The organism is Thiohalophilus sp. (assembly GCF_034522235.1).
GTDB lineage: Bacteria > Pseudomonadota > Gammaproteobacteria > UBA6429 > Thiohalophilaceae > Thiohalophilus.
Map to the genome: position 1 here is coordinate 440,392 of NZ_JAXHLN010000002.1, position 22,839 is coordinate 463,230.

The window sequence follows — 22,839 nt, forward strand, 5'->3', positions numbered from 1 at the left end:
TGAGCGAGAATCAATACATGTTGAATTCTGTGATTTTGTCAATTGGTGTAGCTCGGGTACTGGCCGATTTGAGACTGTAAATTAAATTGTGTAACTGCTCAAAGTCCCATACCCTTGATAATAAAGGAGAAGACACATGAGCAGAAGAACAAAAACCAAAACCGATCTCGACCCGCAGCTTGAAGAACTGGTCAAGGCAGTCAAAACGCCAGAACAGCTTGCCGCATTGACCCAGCAGCTTCAGCAAAAAGCCTTTGAGGCCATGCTCGAAGGCGAGATGACTGACCATCTCGGCTATCCCAAGCACGCCACAGCCGGCCACAACACCGGCAACAGCCGTAACGGGTATAGCGCCAAAACCCTCAAAGGCGAACAGGGCGCACTGACCCTCGATGTGCCTCGAGACCGTAACGGCGAGTTTGAGCCGCTCATTATTCCCAAGGGGCAGACGCGTCTGCCGATGTTCAACGATAAAATCCTGGCGCTCTACAGTCGGGGCATGAGTACCCGCGATATCGTTGCCATGCTACTAGAGCTCTACGGCGTCGAGGTTTCCCCTACGCTCATCTCCCAGGTCACCGCGCAGGTGATTGAGGAAGTGCAGCAGTGGCAGTGCCGACCGCTGGACGAGATCTATCCCATCGTCTATCTGGACTGCATCCACATCAAGATCCGCCAGGACAAGCGGGTCAGCAACAAGGCCATCTATCTGGCGCTGGGTATCAACCTGGACGGCCAGAAAGAACTGCTGGGGCTCTGGCTCAATGAGAACGAGGGGGCTAAGTTCTGGTTGTCCGTGTTGACCGAACTCCAGCAGCGGGGTGTCCGGGATATCTTTATCGCCGCCGTGGACGGTCTGACCGGCTTCCCCGAGGCGATCAATACCGTCTACCCCAAAACAAAAATCCAGCTGTGTATCGTCCACATGGTGCGCAACTCGCTGAAGTTCGTGGCCTGGAAACAGCGCAAGGCGGTCGCCGCGGATTTGAAAAAGATCTACACCTCCCTGACGGTGGCCGAAGCCGAGCAGGAGCTCGACGCCTTTGCGGCTCGCTGGGATGATCAGTTCCCGTCGATCAGTGCCAGCTGGCGGCGACACTGGCCCAACCTGATTACCCTGTTCGACTATCCGGATGACATCCGTCGGGTGATCTACACGACCAACGCCATCGAATCACTGAACAGCGTGATCCGCAAGGCGGTCAAAAATCGCAAGGTTTTCCCTAACGATGAATCCGCCCTCAAGGTCGTCTACCTGGCCATCCAGGCGGCATCGAAAAAATGGACCATGCCCATTCACCATTGGAAGAACGCGCTCAATCGCTTTATGATTGAATTCCCGGACAGAATGCCGGAGCAGTTCTAAGCGGGCAGTTACACAGAATTATTTACAGTCTCGCCGATTTAGCTTTTATGTTCGATTTCCAGTTTATTATCCCGAATATGTATGCTTGTCTTGCCTTCGAGCATATCAAGCAGGTGTTGACCGGCGATACGCCGTCGCCAGCCTCTGAGGATATCCAGTTCACGTTCACCCTGGATGAGACGTTCTATCTCCTTGCGATTGGCCAGGGTGGCGGGGCTAACCTGATTGTCATAGGCCAGGTATTTGAGATAGAGCAGCAGACTGTCAATCAGCAGCTCCTGATCCCGGGTTGGGATAAAACGATCCCGGGTTTGAGGAAGTGCCGAGTCGGGGAGGTTGCGGGCCTGTTGTATCCGGTCGATCAACTGTTTGCCACAATCACGGGCAACCGATTCCGGCATTCCGCGGATGCCGGCAAGCTTTTCCAGCTTGTCGGGCTGGCGCTGCGCCAGGTTCAATAAAACATCGTCGCTCATGATCCATTTGCGCGGCTTATTCAGTTGCTGTGCGCGCTGCTCTCGCCAGTGTGCCAGATTTTTCAGAGCAGCCAGTTGTCGGGGTTTCAGGCGACCATGGCCACTGACGCGTTGCCAACTATTAGACGGGTCATTGACATACATTCGGGGGTCACTCAGTGCGGAAAAGTCCTCCTGCAACCAGTTTTCGCGCCCCAGTTTTTGCAGACGCGTCAATATTTCCGGGTACAGTTGCATCAGATAGACCACATCATCTGCGGCATAAGCAAGTTGTTTTTGCGATAGCGGGCGCTGTGCCCAGTCGGTGCGGGTATGGGACTTGTCCAGCTGGATACCAAGAATTTTTTCCACCATGGCGGCATAGCCGACCTGATCGGCAAAGCCGAGCAGGGTGGCGGCAATCTGGGTATCGAACATCGGTCCGGGAATTTTTCCGGTGAGATCGTAGAACAGCTCCAGATCCTGGCGGCCGGCATGTACCACCTTGAGAATGTCCGGCTTGTAAAGCAAATCAAGGAGGGGCTGCAGATGTTCAAGCTGCAACGGATCAATGAGGTATATCTGCTGTTCGTTGGCAATCTGGATCAGGCAAAGTCGGGCATAATAGGTCTTCTCCCGCATAAACTCGGTGTCCAGCGCCAGCACCGGGCTGTGACGGAGTGTTTCGCAGGCCGCTTCAAGTTGCGGTATAGTCTCGATATAGTGGTAATCCGACATGTATGAAGACACTACCAGCTCCAACAGATATTATCTACTGACCTATGGTGTTACACACGGACAACAGATGCAAGGCGGGTGGTTGCCATGAATAGCTGGTTACCGGACTACGCCCGGCCGCTCATACTGCGATTCTGGGAGATCTGTCTGTTACGCAAGGGGCCGGCGGATATACCGTATTCTCCGCCGCTACTCGTGTTGTTGCTGGTGACCGGGTATTTTCTGGACAACCTGCGCATTAATTTGCTGTTACCCGAGATCACTGCGTTCCAGCTGGCCGGCATTTTGCTGGTACATACCCTGTTCATGGTGCTGATTACCGCCGGGCTTTTATTTCTGTTTGGTTATGGCGCACGGATAGTCCAGACCCTGACCGCATTCACCGGCACCGGTATTATTCTCTCGGTGTTGATCCTGCCCTTTGATTATATTACCAGCCTCAACCCTGAAAAGTTTACGATGGTGGCGCTGATCGTCATGGCAGTGCAGATCTGGAGCCTGGTAATTGCCGGGCACATTCTGTCCCATGCATTGTCGGTTCATCGGCTTACGGGTGTTATTATCGCCATCGGTTACCTGATTCTGGGGCTGGCGGCATTTGAATACCTGTTGCCGGTGACTGACTAAATTTTATCCGGATTGCTACTGAGTAAATCATGCATATTCATATTCTCGGAATTTGCGGCACCTTTATGGGGGGAATCGCGATACTGGCCCGCCAGCTGGGGCATAAGGTGACCGGCTCCGATGCCAATGTTTATCCGCCCATGAGCACCCAGCTTGAAGAGCAGGGGATCACCCTGATGGCGGGCTATGAACCCCAACACCTGGAGCCCCGTCCCGATTGCGTGGTGATCGGCAATGCCCTGTCACGCGGCAATCCTGCTGTGGAATATGTTCTGAATAACGACATTCCCTATACCTCCGGGCCACAATGGTTGTCGGAGCATGTTCTGGCTTCGCGCTGGGTGCTGGGTGTTGCCGGGACGCACGGCAAAAGCACCACGGCCAGCATGCTGGCCTGGACGCTGGAGGCCAACAAGCTTGAGCCCGGCTTTTTGATTGGTGGCGTGCCGGCCAATTTCGGCCTCAGCAGCCGCATCGGGCAGATGCCGTTTTTTGTGGTCGAAGCCGATGAGTACGATACCGCGTTTTTCGACAAACGTTCCAAGTTTGTCCATTATCGGCCGCGTACCCTGATCATGAACAATCTGGAATATGATCATGCCGACATCTTTGCGGATTTAAGCGCGATTCAGACCCAGTTTCATCACCTGGTACGGACAGTGCCCGGCAACGGCCTGTTGATCGTCAATCAGCACAGTCCCGCCCTGCACGAAGTGCTGGCGCAGGGCTGCTGGACGCCCTCGGAATATATCAACCACGCCGGCGGCTGGTCGGCGCAGCTTCTTGAAGAAGACGGCTCGGAGTTTGAAGTCAGTTTTGAGGGGCTGCGCCAGGGCCGGGTCAACTGGTCGCTGTTCGGCCAACACAATGTGGAAAATGCGCTGGCGGCGATTGCCGCTGCCCGCCACGCGGGTGTCCCGGCCGGCCTGGCGATCGAGTCGTTGAGCGATTTTCGCAACATCAAACGGCGCATGGAGATTCGTGGCAAGGTCAACGGTGTCACCGTCTATGACGATTTTGCCCATCACCCGACCGCCATTGCCACGACTATTAATGGTTTGCGTCGCCATGTAGGGACGGCACCGATCATTGCCGTGCTGGAGCCGCGCTCAAACACGATGCGTCTGGGCGTACAGCGTGAGGCATTGCCGGCAGCTTTGACACAGGCCGACAGGGTGATCATTTTGCGTCCGGCTGGTTTGTCATGGGATATGGCTGCTATATTTAACAAGTCGGATATGCCAGTGACTGTCGCTGATACCACCGAGGCAATTCTCGACAATATTCTGCAGCAGCTTGATGATGACACACATGTGTTGATCATGAGTAACGGCGGATTCGATAATCTGCACGCGCGTCTGCTTGAGCGGTTGCAACAAAACAACCTGCAAGAATAAACACCAAGGCCTGAGGTTATGTCCGATTCTGCTGAGCGTCCCGTAATTCTCGCCCTGACGGGAGCGTCGGGAGCACCCTATGCGCTGCGACTTCTGCAATGCCTGTTGGAAAAACAGCGGCCAGTCTATCTGTTGGTCTCCAAGGCGGCGCAAATGGTATTGCAAATGGAGAGTGAACTGGATATTCCCTCTCGCCCGGCGGACATGCAGGCCTGGTTTACCGAGTACTACCAGACCGATCCGGGATTGTTGACCGTATTTGGCAAAGAGCAGTGGACCGCGCCTATCGCCAGTGGCTCGCATAATGCCGGTCACATGGTGATCTGCCCCTGCACGACCGGCACACTGGCGGCGGTGGCCAATGGCAATAGCGATAACCTGATCGAACGGGCCGCGGACGTGATGCTCAAAGAGCAGCGTAAATTGATCATGCTCGTGCGGGAAATGCCTCTGTCGGTGATCCACCTTGAAAATATGTTGCGTCTTGCACGTGCCGGCGCCACCATCATGCCGGCCAATCCCGGTTTTTACTACCAGCCGCAGAGTGTTTCGGATCTGGTCGATTTCGTTGTTGCCCGGATTCTGGAACATCTGGGTATCGAGCAGTCCCTGACCCGCTCCTGGGGCGAGCCTGTTCCCGAATGAGTCGCATGAGCGGGTAGCAAGTCGATGAAAGTCACCCTTCCCCTGTTTCCCCTCAACACCGTTCTGTTCCCCGGCGGCGTGTTGCCGCTGCGTATTTTCGAGCCGCGTTATCTGGATATGGTAAGCCAGTGCCTGCGCACCGATTGCGGTATCGGGGTCGTATTGATCCAACAGGGCCAGGAAGTCGGCAAGGCCGCTGAAACCTATAATGTCGGAACACTGTGCAAGATCCGCTACTGGAATCGCCGCCCCGATGGCATGCTGGGGGTGACCCTCGAAGGTGAGCAGCGTTTCAGTATCCTGTCACGCCAGATAAACAAGAACCAGTCCATCGAAGCCGAGGTGGAACTGTTGCCGGAAATTATCGGTGGTTCACTGCCCGATTCACAGCAGTACCTGGCCCGTATACTGGACAATATCCTGAGCCAGCTGGAACCGCCTTATTCAACAATGCAGAAACATCTGGGTGACGAGGAGTGGGTGGCTTCGCGCCTGATAGAATTGTTGCCGCTGGATATGGAAGTCAAACAGCGTTTACTCAGTGTTGATAATGCCAGCCAGAAGCTCGTAGAAGTCGCTGCGGTATTGAAACAGCAGCCCGAAGATTGAAAGTCCAATCCCGGGTTATTCACTGTCCGGCTGCTGTCCCGGCTTCTCCCTCAGCAAGATAATCTGCAACGGATCGGCTTCGTGCCGGGTTATCAGGGCCCGGTTAGCCAGATCACCGAGAAAATTGTCCAGGGCCCGATTGAAATCATCAGCTGTTTTAAGATATTTGAGCGGCCCGATATGCACCGTTTCCAGATAGGCCACCTCGCCGACCCACAACGGGACTTCCCGGGCATTATGTTGCACGAACAGATCCGATTGCCACAGGCGCACGGTCAATAGTCGCTGCATTTGCTCGTTGAAGCGCACAAAGAGCAGATTTTCATAGCGCCCTTCATGCAAATGCGGAATCACGGGCAACGCCTCGATCGGCGTGGAAGGTCGCAACCAGCCGCGCCAGTGAGACTCGCCGGGTCGTTGCCAGCCCATGTCTTCCAGGGTGGTGATGAGCGCTTGCCGGTTTGCGGCCCATTGCAGGTTAAGCGGGTACTTTTGCTGCTGTAGCAGATCGGATCGATACTGCTGCAGCGCCTGCCAGCCGGTTTGTTGCCAGCCTGTCATACCCAGACGGTAATACTGGGTTGTTTCGACCGGCTCCGGGAGCCCCTTGTCCAGCTGGCTTGTCGGATAGGCCACCAGCAGGATGAAAATCAGCGGGATGGGATAATTCAGGGTTTTGAGGGGTAACGGGGGTGATCCAATATGGCGTCGATAGCCGATGCCCAGCAGGCCGACCCAGATCAGTCCCAGTAATATGCCGCCGAGGATATCACTCAGCCAGTGAATGCCAAGATAGAGGCGAGCAAAGGCAATCAACAGCACCAGTGAGGCACAGATAATATAAACACTGATGCGCAACATTGTCGGCATGTTGCGAGTCAACATGACGGCGATAAAGCCGTATACCGCGGTGGCGATAGTAATATGCGCACTGGGGAATACCAGGCTGGAATAACTGGCAGTGATATCCGGGCGCGGGACATCAAATAACAGTTGCAGGGTGTGAACCACAATCAGGGGCAAGGCCAGGGCGGCCAGGAGATGCCAGCCGGCCAGCCAGTTACGATACAGTGCCGTCCAGACAAACAGGATCAGGGTCAGGACGGCAAGAAACAGATCATCACCCAAATGACTGAAAAATAACATCACCCGATCAATGGGCGGGTTATGCAGTTGTTGTAACTGAAAATAGACCAGATCGTTTAACCCGAGAATCAGCGATCGTTGCGTCAGAAATTGTGACAGAGCGGTAAAGGCAACAGCGGCCAGTAATAACATCAGGGCCAACAGCGTCAGAATTCGCATTTCGGGATGCCGTGGATCGATCAGGGCCGCCGGCACCCGGCCAATCAGGGGATGTCGGTTGATCCAGTTAATGACATAGCTGAACAGAGTGTCGGTGCGCGGCACCAGAAAATAATAGAGCTGGCGGATAAACCAGAAGAGCAGCCACAGCAGGACCAGCAAAATGATCAGTAACAGTGAAAGGCGCCCGGCAAACTCCGCGGCCAGCTCCAGAGACAGACCAAAGGCCATGCCGGGCAACAATACGATCGGCCCCCATAACAGGGCCGAGCCAACGTTGGTCAGAATGAAGCGCCGGCGTGGCATGGCGAGCATCCCGGCGATGGCAGGAATAATAGGGCGCACGGGGCCAACAAAACGACCGAATAGAATGCTTTTTCCGCCATGGCGATGAAAGAACTCGACCCCGCGTTTCAGCAGGCCGGGCCGGTTGCGGAACGGCCAGATATTATAGAGTTGTTTGTGATAATGGCGGCCCAGCCAGTAGCTGATACCGTCGCCGGCAATCGCCCCGAGGATGGCGGCTGTGACCGTCCAGCCATAGTCCAGATAGCCGGTGGTGATCAGCGCGCCGAACACCACCATGAAAAAAATGCCCGGCACGATCAGCCCGATGACAGCCAGCGATTCACTCAGCGCAATGGCAAACACCAGCAAGGCGGCGATTACCGGATGCTGACTCAACCACTCAAATAACTGAACAAAACTGGCCATCGACATAAGCGGGATAATACCTGAAAAACCTGCCCGGGAATCCTATTGCGTCGGCAAAATATGATGACAGGATGGGTTGCCAGGAAAAATCTCACCACCAAGACGCCAAGACACAAAGAAGATATTTAATTTACTACCCGCTTTCCCTGGTCGGGAGCATTGCTAACCGCAATATGAAACTTGGTGTCTTAGTGTCTTGGTGGTAAGTATTTTGTCGATCAGAGCGATGCGAACACCTTCTCGGCCGCGTCCAGGGTGGCGTCGATATCCGCTTCAGTATGCGCGGCGGAGACGAAGCCGGTCTCGAATGCGGCCGGGGCCAGATAAATACCCTGCTCCAGCATGCCGTGGAAGAAGCGCTTGAAGCGTTCCATGTCGCAGTTGCTGACCTGATCGAAGCGGGTGATGATCTGCTCGTCACTGAAGAAATAACCGAACATGCCACCGGCCTGGTTGGTGGTCAGCGGGATGTTACTGGCTTCGGCACGCTGGCGCAGCCCCCCTGTCAGCTGATCGACCCGTTGACCGAGGCGTTCGAAGAAGCCGGGCTGACTGATCAGGTTCAGAGTGGTCAGGCCGGCGGCCATGGCGATCGGGTTACCGGAGAGGGTGCCGGCCTGGTAGATGGGACCCAGCGGAGCGACCTGTTCCATGATCTCGCGCTTGCCACCGAAGGCGCCGACCGGCATGCCGCCGCCGATCACCTTGCCCAGGGTAGTCAGATCGGGCGTGACACCGAAATATTCCTGGGCGCCGCCGAGCGCCACGCGAAAGCCGCTCATGACTTCGTCGAAGATCAGCACACTGCCGTGCTGGTCGCACACCTCACGCAGGGTCTGCAGAAAACCGTCCACCGGCGGGACGCAGTTCATGTTGCCGGCCACCGGCTCGACAATGATGGCGGCGATCTCATCGCCCAGTTTGTCGAAGGTTTCCCGCACCTGCTCGCTGTCGTTGTAGGTGAGGGTGAGGGTGTGCTCGGCCAGCGAGGCGGGCACGCCCGGCGAGGTGGGTACGCCCAGGGTGAGCGCCCCGGAGCCGGCTTTGACCAGCAGCGAATCGGAGTGGCCGTGATAATTGCCCTCGAACTTGACGATCTTGTCGCGCCCGGTAAAGCCGCGCGCCAGGCGCAGTGCCGACATGGTGGCTTCGGTGCCGGAGTTGACCATGCGCACCATCTCCACTGACGGCACCAGCTCGCAGACCTTGTCGGCCATCTGGGTTTCCAGTTCGGTCGGCGCGCCGAAGCTCAGCCCGTTGTGCAGCACCGCCTCGACCGCCTTGATCACCTCCGGGTGGGCGTGGCCGACGATCATCGGTCCCCAGGAACCGACATAGTCGATGAACTTGTTGCCGTCCTCGTCGAACATGTAGGCCCCTTCGGCCCGCTTGAAAAACAGCGGATCCCCGCCGACGCCCTTGAAGGCCCGGACCGGGGAATTCACCCCGCCGGGGATGTGTTTCTGGGCGGCAACAAACAGATCATGCGAACGGGACATAACGCGCTTCCTTCAATTATTTCGAGAATGACAAATCGGGTCTAAACAGGCTGAATGATAACCAAATCAGGCATCCGGCGACAGGGCCGGCAATAGTGAGGTGACTGGGAAATAAACGCAGAGGACGCGGAGGCGCAGAGGCGCGGAGTACCGAGAATCATGGCGAATGATCTGAGCTGGATCCATCAAGCTTGTCCAGAACCGTTGTTTCAATGAAAGGTTATTCAGGGTGACATGACGCTTTTTCTCCGCGACTCTGCGCCTCCGCGAACTCCGCGTTAAATACACTGGACTGGAGAAGTGCTTCAGTCGAAGCAGCGGCTGAGGTGGCGGGCGGCGGTTTCGATGTCGTCCTGGCCGAACAGGGCGTTGACCACGGCCAGCATGTCGGCGCCGGCTTCACGCAGGCGGGGGGCGTTGTCGGGGGTGATACCGCCGATGGCGGCGATGGGCAGATCGAGCTGTTGGCGGGCCTGTTCGAGCAGCGCCAGCTCGGCCTGCGGGGCGTCGGGTTTGGTGCTGGAGGGGAAAAAACGGCCGAAGGCGACGTAGTCGGCGCCCTGCTGCTGCGCTGCGAGGGCCCGTTCCAGCCGGTTGTTGCAGGAGACGCCAATCAGCTTGTGGCGACCCAGCTGGCGGCGCGCATCGCTTAAAGTGGCGTCTGTCTGGCCCAGGTGGACGCCGTCAGCGTCGATTTCCTGCGCCAGGGCGACATCATCATTGATCAAAAAAAGCGCCTGATAGTCGCGACACAGGCTGGCGAGGCGGGTGGCCTCGTGACGGCGTCGTTGCGGCTCGGCCGATTTGTCCCGGTATTGCACAATACGTGTCCCGCCGGCGAGCGCGGCGCGTACCGCCTCAAGAAGCGGCTCGCCGGTGAGTCGACCGTCAGTGACCGCGTACAGTCCCAGCAAGCGGGGATCGCTCACGCCTCGTCGCCCCGGGCCCAGAACAGCCGGTTGGGAATATGCTGGCCCATCCCCGGGCGAAAGCCCTGCTGCAGGGCGTGCCAGGTAAACTCCTGCGCCTCATGAATCGCCGCAAACGGATCCAGCCCCTGGGCCAGAAGCCCGGCGATGCCCGAGGCCAGGGTACAGCCCGAACCGTGGTAGTGATGGGGCAGGCGATCCCAGCTAAAGGTTTCCAGCTGGCGGTGATTGGCATACAGATGGTTGTCGATGTGCGGGCCCGGTTCATGGCCGCCGGTGATGAGCACGTATTCGGAGCCCAGATCGAGCAATTCCTGGCCGCAGGCATGGAGAGTGTCGGCTTCGGGGGCGAGGCGCCGGGCCTCCTCGCTGTTGGGAGTGAGCACCGTGGTTTGCGGCATCAGCAGGGTTTTCATCGCGTTGATAATGGGATCGTCGGCCAGCTCCCCGCCGCCCCCGGCGGCGAGCACCGGATCCAGGACCAGCGGAATATCCGGGTAGTCCACCAGGATGGAATGAATCGCTTCGATCACCTCGACACTGCCGAGCATCCCCAGTTTGAAGGCGGCAATGGGTATGTCTTCCAGTACCCCGCGGGCCTGTTCGATCAGCAGCATAGGATCCACCGCCTCAAACCGGTGGGCCGATTGGGTATCCTGCACGGTCAGTGCGGTAATGATCGGTGCCGCATGGCCGCCCATGCTGGCGAGGGTCTCGATATCGGCCTGAATACCGGCGCCGCCGGTGGGGTCCAGACCGGAAAAACACATCACCGCGGGGATCGCAGACTCGGACATAATATCAACCTGGGCAAAAATGACTGTAATCCAATGAGATGGAGTCTAACACGGACAATTCAAGCGATTCCTATTAGCCGCGCAAAATGCGATAATAGTTGATTCAAACAGTCAACGATGTAGTGGTCATCATGGAATACAAGCAATACATGTGTGTCGTCTGTGGTTTTATTTATGACGAAGAACAGGGCCTCCCCGAAGAAGGGATAGCCCCGGGCACTCGCTGGGACGATATCCCCGAAGACTGGCAGTGTCCCGAATGCGGGGTGGGCAAGGAAGACTTCGAAATGATCGAAATCTAGGGTTTGAAAAATTTACCGCAGAGACGCAGAGAACACAGAGAAAATAATAAAAGCGGGCTATTTAGCTGGATATAGGAAGATCTGCAGTCAAAACGGATTTTGTATAATAACGTTCGCTGATAATGCTTTACGGCTAGTGAAAGAATTATAAGAAAATAAAACTTCGCGTCCTCTGCGCCTCTGCGCCTCTGCGGTGAAATATTTCTATTCCGGCAGAGTCCCTGCCATCTGCGCCAGCCAGGCGGTTTTGGCGGACAGTTCCAGTGAGCAGTTCCATTTGTAAGCCAAATTGATGGTCTCGGCCCGGGCGTAGACGCCGTGGCCGCGGACCACGGTGATCTTGTGCTGTGCGAGGGTGTCGGAGACCTGTTCCGGCGCTTCGGCCAGGTAGTTCTCGTAGGCGATGCTCAGCACCGGTACCGTGCCGAAGTAATAATTTCCCTCAAAGTCAGGCGGAGTAAAGTCACGCCCGTTGAGCGTCAGGGCCACGGTGTGTGCGCCGTGACCGTGGAGTACCGCGCGAGCCTGTTCGTTTTTCTGATAGACCATGACATGCAGCCGTGCATCCAGGGAGGCGCCGTCGTCCAGGGTGCCGTCGATATCGCAGGCAATGAGTTGATCCGGTTCCAGGGTATCCGCGCAGGCGCCGGTGGGGGTGATCCAGATGGTATTGCCCTCGCGCACCGAGGCATTACCGCTGTGTGAATCGTTAATGCCGTACTGGCGCAGCCAGCGATAGTGGCGGATCAGATCGTCTTTGGGTGTCATGAATGATTCATCTTTAACGCTGTAACAGAACTGTCAAGAACAGGTCGTATTATCTTCCGGAATCCGAATATACAAAAACTGTTACGGGAGCAAGTATCATGATCGCTGTTTTGTCCAAATAAATCAATCGGCTGCTGCTGATTATGGCCGCAGTGTCACTGGCCGCCTGTGCCGCCAATACCACCACGTCAGAAAAAGATGACGTCCTGCTGGAAGCCCATCAACACGGGCGTATCCATATTTTCTATGACAGGGAGACTTTTGCCGAATTCATGCAAAACGGTGAAATGTATCGTCACGGCCGTATCTATGTATTCAATAGCTATCAGGATATGAAAGCCGTGCGTGATACCGGTCATGCGGCCTATTTTTATACCGAAATCGCTTCCGGACCGAAAGGTGAAATCGTGATTCACGTGCTTAACAACGATAACAAGAAGCAGAAGCCGATTGACTTGATCAAGGCTTTTAAAGAATTTCACGCTAAACAGGTGTTCCGAATACCCGATCACTTTGTTCAAAAGATTGCTTCGCTTCGCTCGCAATGACCGAAAATAGAGAGGTCATTGCGAGGAACAACGTGACGAAGCAATCTCTCTGGACTGGTATTCGGAACACCTGTTTAGTTAAGTATGACACGTCGCCTTCGGCGACAGACCCTGACACCGCTCGGCCATAGCGGCTGGAGGGAGTCCGGATTATTTTTTGTCTCCAATTTTCGTGAGTGCCAGTTGGTCGAGATTGGGCCGACCCAGATAATAGCCACAATGGTTAAAGACGGTCACGAGATCACTGGTTACCGGTGCTGGCGGGCCTTGAGTTGACGCACGACCCACAACCACAGGCCGCTGCAGGCGAGAAAGATCAGGGCTACGGCAATAAAGTCGAAGAAGTAGACCCCCCCCTGGTTCAACAACCGGCCACTGTGCAGATCGAGAATGACGCGTTCCAGATCCAGGCCTTTGCCCCGATAGAGTTGCCGCATTTTCTGATGCACCGCGTCGGGCAATGTGGATGGGGCGGACCATCTGACGGCTTCGAGGGTCAGGGGTTTCCAGTTAATCAGATCGGCATCGGCAACGTAGGTCCCATGTGCCGCCTTGACCGCGACACGTTGATCCGAGGTCAGGCCGATGGCCCACATGCCGGCCGGAACGCCCTGGTATCCTTTCAGGCTTTCGATTACCTCCCCTTCGGGTGTCAACAACAGCAGTTCACCTTCCAGGGCGATGATCAGCATGCCTTGATAATTGATCGCCCCCAGCAGTTCACCCTCGTAGTGGCCCAGGTCATGTCGTTGTGTCAACAACCGGGAGTCCCACTGACTGACCCAGTGATCGAGGGTACGATAGCCGCTTGTTTCCGGGGGTGCCTGCACACCATACCAGTTCAGTAGCCAGGTATTCTGTACATGGCTGTTATCCAGTTGCAGATCCTCGGTGTGATTAAGCATCAGCCCGGTGATGCTGATCAGAATCACAAACAGTGCCGCGGTGATCCCGATATAGCGGTGCCATTGGTAAACCGATTTAAGCTTGATTCGGGAACGTTTGTGCCGGGTCATGGTGTACGGGTTACGTGTTGATGGAAATAGAGGGCCAGGCGGCTGAGCTTGGTCAATGCCCGTACCGAAAGCGTCGCACCGGTAATGCCGTCAATCGATTTATTCAGTTCAAGATCAGCATTCAGCTCTGCCTGCTTGAATTGGTTGGTAAAGAACGGGTATTTGACTTCCCAGCCACGGCTTTCCCGAAACACCAGCACCTTGATCGTTTCGATGCTCTTGTCGTTGATCACGATGCCTACGGTAATCGGCCTTTCCTTGCCGATCTCCTCGAGGATCCAGGCGGTCCGGTTGCCTTGCTGCCAGTAGCGGGTACGCAATGTGTCGGGACGATGTTGCAGTATCTGTTCGGCCCGGGTGCGCACAGCGCCGCTAATCCACAGGACTTTCGGTTCCGGTACATCGGTGTTAAATGTCTGTTCCAGAAATGCCTCAGGGCTCTGATAGACCTCCGCGGTGACGAGCGGGCTGAACAGAAGTGTCAACGCAATAAGAATGTCATGTTTGAATCGTTTCATGGCGCGTAGGATAAACAAAAAGGCCGGATATTCCGACAGGAATATCCGGCAATCGGCTTGGGAGGAGTCAACCGTGCCTAGAACTGATAGCCAATGCCGACGTTGAAGCCGTCGTATTCGCTACTGCCGGCGGGAACATCCTGATCCTGCAGGTCGACCTTGATCACGACGTCTTCATGCGGCCAGTAGTTGAAACCGACATCCGTCTGGCTGTATTCGGTATTGGTGCTGCTGCCGGCCTGGTTGTCCCAGACATTGTGGCGGGCAAAGACACCGAACTTGTTGGTCAGCTTGTAAGACGGTTCGATATACCAGCCGGTCTGCTCGTCGGCACCGTTGGCGGCCGGGGCAGTGCCGTCCAGATCCCAGGTGGCGTACAGCGCACGCAGGCCGAACGCGCCCGTGTTATAGATGGCATGGGCCTCGATCAGGTTCGCGCTGCCGAGGTCGTCGCTGGCGTCCTGGCTCATGTCGCTCTGGTGCTGGACGGTGGCGGCCAGCTCCAGGCCGGGGATGCCGGTGTATTTCAGCCGGGCGGTGGTGGCCAGGTCGGAGGCATCGGCCTTGGCGCTTTTCTGGCGACCGCCGCGCACGGCCATGCTGCCGCTCGGATCCACCTTCAATCCTTCATGAACGCCCAGGTTGTAGCTGAAACCCTGGCCGAAGCGGCCGGTCAGCTCGGCACCGGAAGTCCACCAGGTAGTTGGGATGATGTTCTTTTCAACCGGGTTGCGTTCCACGCCGTAGAAGGTCGGTGGTTCGTGGGTTTCGTTGAGGATACCGACCGGCAGCAGAAACAAACCGCCTTTGGCGGAATTCCGGTCATTCAGATCAAATTCCACATAAGCCTGTTCCAGCTCCACCGCGCCGGGTTTACTTTCGCCAGAGTAGGCGTGTTCGACTTCCAGTTCGGAGAAGAAGCGGATGTCGTCGGTGTACTCGTAGCCGAAGAACAGCACGAAGCGATGGAAGTCCATCATCTCCTTGTCGTCGCCGCCGGCCAGCTGGTTGTCCAGGTTGTTGTAATGCAGTTCGCCATAGCCGCCGATGCTGAGCGGGCCCAGGCCAGCACTACTCTGCTGGCGATCGATCATCTCGCTGGTGGCGTTGAGCCGTTCCATGATGGTGCGGTTTTCCTGCTTCAGGGTGTCGATCTCCTGGCGCAGCTCCTCGTCCGCCGCCAAGGCGGGGGTGGTGGCCAGCAGCCCGGCAGTGAGCAGGGCCAGGGGGGTTGTGTGCTTCATTACGCTATCCTCATTGAGTTGATTGAACAGGTTTGTTTCGTTTCAGCGATGGCAGGAACTTTATCGTAAGAAGAACCTAAATGCAAACCATTATCATTCACAAATACGAGAAAGCTGATACAGGCAGGAAGCAGGGGTTTTGGAGTAAGTGTGTACTAACTAGAAGGGCTTGACGACCGCCAGCAGGACCACGGCGATCAGGAGGAGCACGGGAAATTCATTATACCAGCGGTAGTAGATATGCGAGCGGGTATTGCGCTCATGCTTGAAGTCGAGCAGTAATTTGCCGCAGTGGAGATGATAGATAATCAGGATGGTGACCAGCACCAGCTTGGCGTGCAGCCAGCCGCTGTCTTTATAAGCCGCCCAGGCGTAATCCATCAGCAGCCACAGTCCCAGCGCAATGGTAATAATCGCCCCGGGCGTCATGATGCCGTAGAACAGCTTGCGTTCCATGATCTTGAAGCGCTCGCGGCTGGCATCATCCTCGGCCATGGCGTGATAGACGAACAGGCGCGGCAGATAAAACAGGCCGGCGAACCAGGTCACCATAAACACGATATGCCACGCCTTGACCCAGAGCATGCGGCGTTATCCTTGCGGTTGTGAGCCCAGCATGGCCAGAATGCGATCTCGCACCTTGTCCATATCCAGTTCGCCAATCTTATGATGGACGATACGGCCCTGTGGGTTGATCAGAAAGTGGGTCGGGGTCAGCTTGACATCGCCGAAAGCCCGGGCGATCTCGCTGTCGATGTCGAGTACGATGGGATAGGGGATGTTGCGCTCCTCGCGCATGCGCATGACGTGATTGGGCGGATCATAGGCCATCGCAACCCCGATGATCTCCAGGCCTCTGGGCGCCAGCTCGTGATACATCTCGATCAGGTGTGGCATTTCTGCAATGCAGCCGGGGCAGGAGGTGGCCCAGAAGGTCACCAGCACCGGCCGGTCCTGTTGCTGGTATTGCTGTAGGCTGAGGGGCTCGCCCTCGACATTCTTGAAACTGATATCCGGCGCCCGTTGCAGGCCTGACGGGCTGAACCAGAGCCAGGCCAGCGCACCGATTAACAGAACGATAAAAGCGGCGATAAAGGTGTCACGGGTTTTCATGTTTGACAGCGTTTCCCTGGGTATTCTGTTTATGTAAGTAGGCGTCCGCGAGGGCCTGATAAATCGGTCGGGGACAGACCAGACTCGAGACACCGCGGGCGATCAGTGCGGTAGCCATCAGCGGCAACAGCATGCCCGAATTGTCGGTCATTTCCATCACAATGACAAAAGCGGTGATCGGCGTTTGCACCACGCCACTGAAGTAGCCGACCATGCCCAGCATGATCAGGGCGGCAGCGGGCAGATGGGGCATCAGCCACGCCAGATCGGCCCCGAGTCCGGCCCCGACCGACAACGAAGGCGCAAAAATCCCCCCGGGGATGCCGCTGAGATACGAGGAGAGGGTGGCCAGCAGCTTCCATAGCGGAAACAGTAAGGAGCTCTCGCCGCCGTCGACCAGCTGTTGCGCCTCCAGATAACCGGTGCCAAAGCTTTGACCGTCGGAGGCAAACCCCAGCACGCTGATGAGCAGTCCACAGCCGAAGGCGACCCGTACGGGATAGCGCCAGGCCACCGGGGCGATGTGCCGCGAGCCGAGAACCAGCCCCGAGGCAAACAGGCCGCCCAGCAGTCCGCCCACCACCCCGCAGATCAGCACCGCCAGCCAGGCGCCGGACAGTGGCAGGCTGGCATCGGTGCTGCCGAAATAGGTATAGGGGCCGAGGATTACCAGCGCGGTGATCCCGGCCAGCACCACAGTGATAATCAGCGTACCGCTGGTGCGCTGTTCGAAGGAGCGACTCATCTCCTCGATGGCAAACAGAATCCCGGCCAGCGGGGTATTGAAGGCGGCGGAGATCCCGGCGGCCCCGCCGGCCAGAATCAGGGCGCGGAACATGTCCTGGCCACGCAAAGGCAGCGGTGCAAACCGACGCAGGGAATACATGATCGAAGCGCCGATATGGACGGTCGGCCCTTCACGGCCAATGGAGGCGCCGCAAAACAGTCCCAGGGTGGTCAGGACCATCTTGCCCAGCGCCACCTTGATGGACAGCACCTTGCGGCGCAGGGCGTGCTTGCGCAGCGACAGGGCGGCGATGGCCTGGGGAATACCGCTGCCTTCGGTGCCGGGAAAAAACCGCCGGGTCAGCCAGGCAATCAATGCCAGTCCCAGGGGCGGCAGCAAATAGGTCAACCACGGTTGCCGTTGGTGCAGATGATGGAAACTTTCATCCGCCGCATTGGCCAGCAGCGCAAACAGCGCGGCGACGGCACCCACGCACAGGGCGCTGCCCCACAACAGCAGGCGCATTTTCCATTTATTCAGGGAAAACAGCCGACGCCGGGTGCGATGGAGATGCTGACGGTACATATCACGGCATTCTAACATGGCGCAGTGCCACGATGCCGTGATTCTGGTGGGGTCACAGAGTGAGGCATAAAGGCCGGATTGCGGTAAAAAAACCGGCAAAAATTCTTGACCTTGCGAAATGTGCGGAATAGGGTAAGAGTCCCTTAGGGGAGTAACCGCCAAGCCTTAATAACAATAACCAAGCACGACCCAACTCAAGCGGCTTTTCAGCCGCTTTTTTGTGCGCGCCGCTTCTCCCGTCATATCCCCCGCTCGTCCAGTGGAAAACCCCGGAGCCGCTGAGATGCAAAGAAAAAAATGCCTTTTTCTCTCTTCTTGTTATGACAAGGGCTTCCTCGCACCTCGGACCTCGTAACTCGTCCCTTATATGCGGATATAGGTCCAACCCTCTCGCTGGCGGGAGAGGGCTTCGTTGAGCGCCGAGGAGACGATCCGGGTTTGCGGTAACAGCTCAACCGAGACCCCCTCACGACGCAGGCGGGTTAATGTCTCATTACAGGCCGAGACCACCAGGTTCTGGTACTGGTCCTGCAGGGCCTGGAGGCGGCGGGCGTGGGGACTGTTGTTGTTGCGTACCAGGGAGAGCCCCTTGCCGTTGGTGAGAATCTCCACTTCCACCGATTGTTGCCGGGCCAGACTGTTTTTCAGCAGTTTTTCGGTTTCATTGAGCAGGATATCTAGCCGTCGAGGCTGATTGCTGCTGACGTGCAGCATGACCCGCCAGGGTTGCGCGGTCGCGTTCGCCGGATTGGTGTGCACCGTGCTGGCCAGTTCAATCAGGCTGTTGGGGTTGTTCATACTGAAACCGGCCCAGCCCAACAGGGCGCCAAACCCGATCAACAGCATGGCGGCCAGCCCCATGAACCAGCGGGAGGGCGGGGTCCGTGGGGGGGTGGTTGTGTCTGGCAGGGGTTCACTCTGGTAGGTCAACCGGACCAGCTCATGCGCTTTTTGCAGGACGCAATTACGTCGGCCCAGTTGGGGATTATCACGCATGATCTCCAGCAGACGAGACTGCTCCTTCAGATCGAGTTGGCCGTCGACATAGGCATTGAGCTGCTCGTCGGAAAGTGTTTTGTCCCTGTTCATTTTATTCTCCTGAGTACGGCATTTTCTTCGAACGGTACCGAGGGCTTTTCCAGTATGCGTTCGACAAGAAGTTTACGGGCGCGACACAACCGGCTCATCACCGTGCCGATTGGAATATCCAGAACCTCGGCCACTTCGCTGTAGCTCAGTTCCTCCAGATCAACCAGGGTCACAACCTGCCTTTGACCCTGCGGCAGGGTGGCAACAGCGCGTTTTACCTGTTCTGTGAGCCGTTGCTGTTCATGCAATGACTGGGGCGTCTCACGTTCTTGCAGTACGTAATCATCCACATCCATATATTGCCGCTCGGAGCGAAGATGATTGCGCCAGCAATTGATCAGGATCTTGAAGCACCATTTATCAAAGCCGTCCGCATCGTGCAATTGATCCAGATTTTTCCAGACCCGGGTTAGCGCTTCCTGGGTAAGATCATCGGCCAGTGCCGGGGAATGGGTCCAGGAATAGGCAAGCCGATACAGTCGGGGTCGAAGTGCCTCGATCCGGCCTTGCAGGCCGCTTTTTTTACCGGAAAACCAGCTCATAGTGTTTATCAGTGTTGTTATTCAATACTTTTAAAGATGCATCCGGCGCTTTATTTATTCCATGAATTTGACTGTTCGAGCTCTCTTTAAAACTCATATCAATCCGCAGGCATCAGGGAGGGTGGGTGTTCAGTTCTGATGGCAAGACCATGATTTAGAAATGTGTTAAAAAAGTTTGAAATAGCGGGAATAAAAGTACTCCCCGATGTGTTTGGTAGTAATAGGGGTCGTTCAATGACGACCCTGAAGAAAAATAATATTTAACTCGCCATCATAAAGGGGAAATTCTATGAAACCAGCCATATGGAAAGCATGGGCGATCGCGTTGTTTTGTCTGACTTCGCTGTTTGCCGTCAATGCTAATGCGGCCAATGAGTTCGCCGAGGCAAAGGTCGTTTTGCAGATCAGCGATCCAAATCCTTTCAAGCAGACTCTGGTGCTGAATGTTGCCAATAATCTGGTCAAACATTACGGCCCGGATCGCGTTGCCATCGAGATCGTCGCTTTCGGTCCCGGGTTGCGCTTGCTGTTTGCTGATAATGCCAATACTGACCGCATTCAAAGTCTGGTAGGCAACGGCGTCAAGTTCAGTGCCTGCTCCAACACCACGGCCAATATGGGGAAAAAACTGGGACATCCGCCAAAGCTGAACAAAAACGCGGTGACTGTCAGTGCGGGCGTGGTGCGGATTCTGGACTTGCAAAAACAAGGGTATTCACTGATCAAGCCCTGATGACATAACAGTCTGACAACAAATATAAATTTTCTGAATTAAAGGGGATTCATAATGAATCTGTTCAAAAAGACAATGCTGATCTCGGCCTGTGCAGCCATGCTCGGGGGAGTGAGCCTTTCTGCCCAGGCGGCAAACTGGTTAATGCTGCAAGGTACAGAACCCAGGGACGCCGCACCGCGCGCCAAGCTGTGGGGCTTTATCCAGGCTCAGTACCAAAAAGATAATAGTGATCCAAGTGATGTTCCTGGTGGTTATATCCCACCCAAGCTGATTGGCCCGAAGCTGGAGTCACAGGAAGCCTTTAACGTCAATCGTGCGCGGATTGGTGTACGAGGGCAGGGGATGCCGCTGGATGGTAATGTGAACTATTTTATTCTTGCCGAGCTTGGATATAACGGGATTACGGCAGCCAATAATGGCGGGACCAATATTACCGATGCCAGCGTCACCCTGAATCATATTGATGGCGCACGAGTGCGTATGGGTCTGTTCAAAACGCCGGGTTTTGAAGAAGGATTGCAGGCAATTCATGTGTTCGATTACATCAATTTTACCAGCGCAGGTAATCAGCTGATGCTTGAACGGCATCCTGCAGATTCTGATACAGTTCAGCCGCCGATACCAGATGCAAACATGAATGCACATTCAACGCCGGTCGGCGCATTCCGTGATGTGGGGATCCAGGTATTTGATGCATTCCGTAATGGCGACTGGGAGCATAGCTATGCCGTCATGTACGGTAATGGCAATGGCCTGAACGGCTCGGATAATGATGAAAATAAAGATACTTACGTTTATTTGTCATCAGAGAAAATCTTTGGTGGCAGAGGTCCGCGCAGAGAAGGGCTGAAAATCTTCGCCTGGTATCAGGACGGCAAGCGGACTAATGTGTACGATCCTACCGAGGAGCAGGACCGGACCCGTTCAGGGGCGGGTGTGAAATATCTGAAAAAACCATTTCGTGTCACTGCGGAGTATTTGACAGGTGAGGGGATGATCTTTCAGGGGCAACACCGTCCAACACATTACTTTAATGACGAAGAAGCCGATGGTTATTATATTGATCTCGGCTGGTATATCCCGGGTACGAACTGGGAGCTGGATCTTCGCTATGATTCTTATACTCGTGGGGAGAATCATCCAACATCTGCCGCCAGTGACGAGTCCCGTTTTGATACGACCACTATCGGCGCTCAATATCACATCAACAAGAAAACACGCGTGAACATGGAGTATTCCAGTCGGGACTTCGAGTCGGATACGACTGCTGTAGATAACCAGTTGTTAGGCGTGGATTCGCGTCTGGCTGTGCAATTAACGCATATCTTCTGAATGTTTTTTTGATGAGACGTTGATTTCCGATCCCGGTTTTCGCCGGGCTCGGAATTCATCCCTTTTTCCAATATGTCCGGCTATCAAACCCGGGTTTTTCATTCTCAGGGTGCAGCCTGAGAAATTCATCACGTCCCGGTCTTTTCCTTTATCCCTTCAGCACTTATCATTAACCCTCTTAAGTAACCGGGCAGGATCATGATCAAGGCGGGTATTGTCGGCGGCACAGGCTATACGGGGGTGGAGCTACTGCGGCTTCTGGCTGCACATCCCGATGTCGAATTGCGCCTGATCACCTCCCGCTCCGAAGCCGGCCAGCCGGTGGCGGACATGTTCCCCAACCTGCGCGGTTATGTCGATCTCGCTTTCAGTGACCCCGATCCCGCGCAGCTGGCCCGGTGCGATGTGGTGTTCTTTGCCACGCCGCACGGTGTGGCAATGAACACGGCGGCCGCTTTGCTGGATAAAGGCGTACGGGTGATCGACCTGGGCGCCGATTTTCGCATCAAGGATGTGGAGGAATGGGAAAAATGGTACGGCATGGCCCACAGCGCACCGCAGCTGGTGGCCGAGGCGGTCTACGGGCTGCCCGAGGTGAATCGCGAGGCGATCCGTGAGGCCCGGTTGATCGCCTGCCCGGGTTGCTATCCCACCGCGGTTCAGCTGGGTTTCTTGCCCCTGATCGAGCAGGGACTGGTGGACATCGGGCAACTGGTGGCCGATGCCAAGTCGGGAGTCAGCGGTGCCGGGCGCAAGGCCAATGTCGGGGCGCTGCTGGGGGAGGCCAGCGAAAGCATGAAGGCCTACGGCGTGGCCGGCCATCGCCATCTGCCGGAAATCGTTCAGGGGCTCACCCGGGCCGCCGGTTCGCCGGTGGGGCTGACCTTTGTGCCCCATCTGACACCGATGATCCGGGGTATTCATGCCACTCTCTATGCACGACTCACCACCCCGACCAAGGGCCTGCAGACCCTGTATAGCGAACGTTATGGCGATGAGCCGTTCGTCGATATTCTGCCACCCGACTCGCACCCGGAGACCCGCAGCGTCAAGGGGGCCAACCACTGCCGGATTGCCCTGCACCGCCCCGGTGATGGTGATACGGTGGTGGTGTTGTCGGTAATCGACAACCTGGTCAAGGGTGCTTCAGGACAGGCCGTGCAGAATATGAATATCATGTTCGGTCTGGATGAACGCACGGGTCTCAATGCAATCGGATTGATGCCGTAGGATGAATC

At 56.1% G+C, this 22,839-nt stretch carries 24 protein-coding genes; 10 read left to right on the top strand and 14 right to left on the bottom strand.

The window, feature by feature from the left end; translation table 11 throughout:
- Positions 1-136: 136 nt before the first annotated feature.
- Positions 137-1,366: an IS256 family transposase gene (locus U5J94_RS02375; RefSeq protein WP_322563789.1), complete on the top strand. Its 1,230-nt coding sequence runs from the start codon at positions 137-139 to the stop codon at positions 1,364-1,366.
- Between the two features lie 38 nt (positions 1,367-1,404).
- On the opposite strand, the gene rnd is transcribed toward U5J94_RS02375, so the two are convergent.
- Complete coding sequence (rnd, locus tag U5J94_RS02380; protein WP_322564047.1) at positions 1,405-2,559, bottom strand: ribonuclease D; 1,155 nt, start codon at positions 2,557-2,559, stop codon at positions 1,405-1,407.
- Positions 2,560-2,646: 87 nt separating this feature from the next.
- Here rnd and U5J94_RS02385 point away from each other — a divergent pair, with 87 nt between their 5' ends.
- The 4 genes from U5J94_RS02385 to U5J94_RS02400 are packed head-to-tail and all read left to right on the top strand — an operon-like array spanning position 2,647 to position 5,837.
- Positions 2,647-3,186, top strand: coding sequence for a hypothetical protein (locus U5J94_RS02385; protein ID WP_322564048.1), 540 nt, complete (start codon positions 2,647-2,649; stop codon positions 3,184-3,186).
- Between the two features lie 29 nt (positions 3,187-3,215).
- Complete coding sequence (mpl, locus tag U5J94_RS02390; RefSeq protein ID WP_322564049.1) at positions 3,216-4,583, top strand: UDP-N-acetylmuramate:L-alanyl-gamma-D-glutamyl-meso-diaminopimelate ligase; 1,368 nt, start codon at positions 3,216-3,218, stop codon at positions 4,581-4,583.
- A gap of 18 nt (positions 4,584-4,601) precedes the next feature.
- Positions 4,602-5,228, top strand: a complete 627-nt coding sequence (locus U5J94_RS02395) for a flavin prenyltransferase UbiX (RefSeq protein ID WP_322564050.1) — start codon at positions 4,602-4,604, stop codon at positions 5,226-5,228.
- A 24-nt stretch (positions 5,229-5,252) separates the two neighbouring features.
- Positions 5,253-5,837, top strand: a complete 585-nt coding sequence (locus U5J94_RS02400; protein ID WP_322564051.1) for an LON peptidase substrate-binding domain-containing protein — start codon at positions 5,253-5,255, stop codon at positions 5,835-5,837.
- A gap of 15 nt (positions 5,838-5,852) precedes the next feature.
- Here the strand turns inward: U5J94_RS02400 and U5J94_RS02405 are convergent, their stop codons facing one another.
- The 4 genes from U5J94_RS02405 to U5J94_RS02420 form a co-directional block, all read right to left on the bottom strand.
- Positions 5,853-7,862: a bifunctional DedA family/phosphatase PAP2 family protein gene (locus U5J94_RS02405; RefSeq protein ID WP_322564052.1), complete on the bottom strand. Its 2,010-nt coding sequence runs from the start codon at positions 7,860-7,862 to the stop codon at positions 5,853-5,855.
- Between the two features lie 212 nt (positions 7,863-8,074).
- Positions 8,075-9,301 carry a glutamate-1-semialdehyde 2,1-aminomutase gene (gene hemL / locus U5J94_RS02410; RefSeq protein WP_416224135.1) on the bottom strand — a complete coding sequence of 409 codons (1,227 nt, stop codon included), beginning with the start codon at positions 9,299-9,301 and terminating at the stop codon, positions 8,075-8,077.
- A 359-nt stretch (positions 9,302-9,660) separates the two neighbouring features.
- Positions 9,661-10,284 carry a thiamine phosphate synthase gene (gene thiE / locus U5J94_RS02415; RefSeq protein ID WP_322564054.1) on the bottom strand — a complete coding sequence of 208 codons (624 nt, stop codon included), beginning with the start codon at positions 10,282-10,284 and terminating at the stop codon, positions 9,661-9,663.
- A complete protein-coding gene (locus U5J94_RS02420) occupies positions 10,281-11,081 on the bottom strand; it encodes a hydroxymethylpyrimidine/phosphomethylpyrimidine kinase (protein WP_322564055.1) in 801 nt (266 codons plus the stop codon). The genes thiE and U5J94_RS02420 overlap by 4 nt, the downstream gene beginning before the upstream one ends.
- 131 nt (positions 11,082-11,212) lie before the next feature.
- Between U5J94_RS02420 and U5J94_RS02425 the strand changes: the two genes are divergently transcribed.
- Positions 11,213-11,383, top strand: coding sequence for a rubredoxin (locus U5J94_RS02425; RefSeq protein ID WP_134083988.1), 171 nt, complete (start codon positions 11,213-11,215; stop codon positions 11,381-11,383).
- A gap of 204 nt (positions 11,384-11,587) precedes the next feature.
- Here U5J94_RS02425 and U5J94_RS02430 read toward each other — a convergent pair whose 3' ends face one another.
- The gene (locus U5J94_RS02430; protein WP_322564056.1) at positions 11,588-12,151 is read right to left on the bottom strand and encodes a class II aldolase/adducin family protein; all 564 of its coding nucleotides are present in this window, start codon (positions 12,149-12,151) and stop codon (positions 11,588-11,590) included.
- A gap of 143 nt (positions 12,152-12,294) precedes the next feature.
- Between U5J94_RS02430 and U5J94_RS02435 the strand changes: the two genes are divergently transcribed.
- Complete coding sequence (locus U5J94_RS02435) at positions 12,295-12,699, top strand: hypothetical protein (RefSeq protein WP_322564057.1); 405 nt, start codon at positions 12,295-12,297, stop codon at positions 12,697-12,699.
- A gap of 248 nt (positions 12,700-12,947) precedes the next feature.
- Here U5J94_RS02435 and U5J94_RS02440 read toward each other — a convergent pair whose 3' ends face one another.
- From U5J94_RS02440 to U5J94_RS02475, 8 genes are all read right to left on the bottom strand, one after another.
- Positions 12,948-13,715 carry a PepSY domain-containing protein gene (locus tag U5J94_RS02440; RefSeq protein WP_322564058.1) on the bottom strand — a complete coding sequence of 256 codons (768 nt, stop codon included), beginning with the start codon at positions 13,713-13,715 and terminating at the stop codon, positions 12,948-12,950.
- Complete coding sequence (locus U5J94_RS02445; RefSeq protein WP_322564059.1) at positions 13,712-14,233, bottom strand: FMN-binding protein; 522 nt, start codon at positions 14,231-14,233, stop codon at positions 13,712-13,714. The genes U5J94_RS02440 and U5J94_RS02445 overlap by 4 nt, the downstream gene beginning before the upstream one ends.
- A gap of 77 nt (positions 14,234-14,310) precedes the next feature.
- Entirely contained in the window at positions 14,311-15,477 is a 1,167-nt protein-coding gene (locus U5J94_RS02450; RefSeq protein ID WP_322564060.1) for a porin, read from the bottom strand.
- A gap of 159 nt (positions 15,478-15,636) precedes the next feature.
- Positions 15,637-16,062 carry a protoporphyrinogen oxidase HemJ gene (hemJ, locus tag U5J94_RS02455; protein WP_322564061.1) on the bottom strand — a complete coding sequence of 142 codons (426 nt, stop codon included), beginning with the start codon at positions 16,060-16,062 and terminating at the stop codon, positions 15,637-15,639.
- A gap of 6 nt (positions 16,063-16,068) precedes the next feature.
- Positions 16,069-16,590: a TlpA disulfide reductase family protein gene (locus U5J94_RS02460; RefSeq protein ID WP_322564062.1), complete on the bottom strand. Its 522-nt coding sequence runs from the start codon at positions 16,588-16,590 to the stop codon at positions 16,069-16,071.
- A complete protein-coding gene (locus U5J94_RS02465; protein ID WP_322564063.1) occupies positions 16,577-17,920 on the bottom strand; it encodes a chloride channel protein in 1,344 nt (447 codons plus the stop codon). Before U5J94_RS02465 ends, U5J94_RS02460 begins: the two co-directional genes overlap by 14 nt.
- A 345-nt stretch (positions 17,921-18,265) precedes the next feature.
- Complete coding sequence (locus tag U5J94_RS02470; RefSeq protein WP_322564064.1) at positions 18,266-18,991, bottom strand: hypothetical protein; 726 nt, start codon at positions 18,989-18,991, stop codon at positions 18,266-18,268.
- Complete coding sequence (locus U5J94_RS02475; protein WP_322564065.1) at positions 18,988-19,533, bottom strand: RNA polymerase sigma factor; 546 nt, start codon at positions 19,531-19,533, stop codon at positions 18,988-18,990. The genes U5J94_RS02470 and U5J94_RS02475 overlap by 4 nt, the downstream gene beginning before the upstream one ends.
- Positions 19,534-19,822: 289 nt before the next feature.
- On the opposite strand from U5J94_RS02475, the gene U5J94_RS02480 reads away from it, so the two are divergent.
- The 3 genes from U5J94_RS02480 to argC all read left to right on the top strand — a co-directional run bounded on the left by U5J94_RS02480 (position 19,823) and on the right by argC (position 22,831).
- A complete protein-coding gene (locus U5J94_RS02480) occupies positions 19,823-20,266 on the top strand; it encodes a DsrE family protein (protein ID WP_322564066.1) in 444 nt (147 codons plus the stop codon).
- Between the two features lie 54 nt (positions 20,267-20,320).
- Positions 20,321-21,601 (top strand): porin, encoded by a 1,281-nt coding sequence (locus U5J94_RS02485; RefSeq protein WP_322564067.1) that lies wholly within the window; start codon positions 20,321-20,323, stop codon positions 21,599-21,601.
- 198 nt (positions 21,602-21,799) lie between these two features.
- On the top strand, positions 21,800-22,831 hold the full coding sequence (gene argC / locus U5J94_RS02490; RefSeq protein WP_322564068.1) for an N-acetyl-gamma-glutamyl-phosphate reductase: 1,032 nt from the start codon (positions 21,800-21,802) through the stop codon (positions 22,829-22,831).
- Positions 22,832-22,839: the final 8 nt, after the last annotated feature.

Bases quoted from the DNA above. Each gene is read 5' to 3' on its own strand.
- U5J94_RS02460 (WP_322564062.1), bottom strand. From the start codon at position 16,590: ATGAAAACCCGTGACACCTTTATCGCCGCTTTTATCGTTCTGTTAATC.
- mpl (WP_322564049.1), top strand. From the start codon at position 3,216: ATGCATATTCATATTCTCGGAATTTGCGGCACCTTTATGGGGGGAATC.
- U5J94_RS02480 (WP_322564066.1), top strand. From the start codon at position 19,823: ATGAAACCAGCCATATGGAAAGCATGGGCGATCGCGTTGTTTTGTCTG.
- U5J94_RS02485 (WP_322564067.1), top strand. From the start codon at position 20,321: ATGAATCTGTTCAAAAAGACAATGCTGATCTCGGCCTGTGCAGCCATG.
- U5J94_RS02420 (WP_322564055.1), bottom strand. From the start codon at position 11,081: ATGTCCGAGTCTGCGATCCCCGCGGTGATGTGTTTTTCCGGTCTGGAC.
- U5J94_RS02385 (WP_322564048.1), top strand. From the start codon at position 2,647: ATGAATAGCTGGTTACCGGACTACGCCCGGCCGCTCATACTGCGATTC.
- U5J94_RS02425 (WP_134083988.1), top strand. From the start codon at position 11,213: ATGGAATACAAGCAATACATGTGTGTCGTCTGTGGTTTTATTTATGAC.
- rnd (WP_322564047.1), bottom strand. From the start codon at position 2,559: ATGTCGGATTACCACTATATCGAGACTATACCGCAACTTGAAGCGGCC.
- U5J94_RS02465 (WP_322564063.1), bottom strand. From the start codon at position 17,920: ATGTTAGAATGCCGTGATATGTACCGTCAGCATCTCCATCGCACCCGG.
- U5J94_RS02405 (WP_322564052.1), bottom strand. From the start codon at position 7,862: ATGTCGATGGCCAGTTTTGTTCAGTTATTTGAGTGGTTGAGTCAGCAT.
- U5J94_RS02445 (WP_322564059.1), bottom strand. From the start codon at position 14,233: ATGAAACGATTCAAACATGACATTCTTATTGCGTTGACACTTCTGTTC.
- U5J94_RS02395 (WP_322564050.1), top strand. From the start codon at position 4,602: ATGTCCGATTCTGCTGAGCGTCCCGTAATTCTCGCCCTGACGGGAGCG.
- U5J94_RS02470 (WP_322564064.1), bottom strand. From the start codon at position 18,991: ATGAACAGGGACAAAACACTTTCCGACGAGCAGCTCAATGCCTATGTC.
- U5J94_RS02450 (WP_322564060.1), bottom strand. From the start codon at position 15,477: ATGAAGCACACAACCCCCCTGGCCCTGCTCACTGCCGGGCTGCTGGCC.
- hemJ (WP_322564061.1), bottom strand. From the start codon at position 16,062: ATGCTCTGGGTCAAGGCGTGGCATATCGTGTTTATGGTGACCTGGTTC.
- U5J94_RS02440 (WP_322564058.1), bottom strand. From the start codon at position 13,715: ATGACCCGGCACAAACGTTCCCGAATCAAGCTTAAATCGGTTTACCAA.
- argC (WP_322564068.1), top strand. From the start codon at position 21,800: ATGATCAAGGCGGGTATTGTCGGCGGCACAGGCTATACGGGGGTGGAG.
- U5J94_RS02430 (WP_322564056.1), bottom strand. From the start codon at position 12,151: ATGACACCCAAAGACGATCTGATCCGCCACTATCGCTGGCTGCGCCAG.
- U5J94_RS02375 (WP_322563789.1), top strand. From the start codon at position 137: ATGAGCAGAAGAACAAAAACCAAAACCGATCTCGACCCGCAGCTTGAA.
- U5J94_RS02435 (WP_322564057.1), top strand. From the start codon at position 12,295: ATGGCCGCAGTGTCACTGGCCGCCTGTGCCGCCAATACCACCACGTCA.
- U5J94_RS02475 (WP_322564065.1), bottom strand. From the start codon at position 19,533: ATGAGCTGGTTTTCCGGTAAAAAAAGCGGCCTGCAAGGCCGGATCGAG.
- U5J94_RS02400 (WP_322564051.1), top strand. From the start codon at position 5,253: ATGAAAGTCACCCTTCCCCTGTTTCCCCTCAACACCGTTCTGTTCCCC.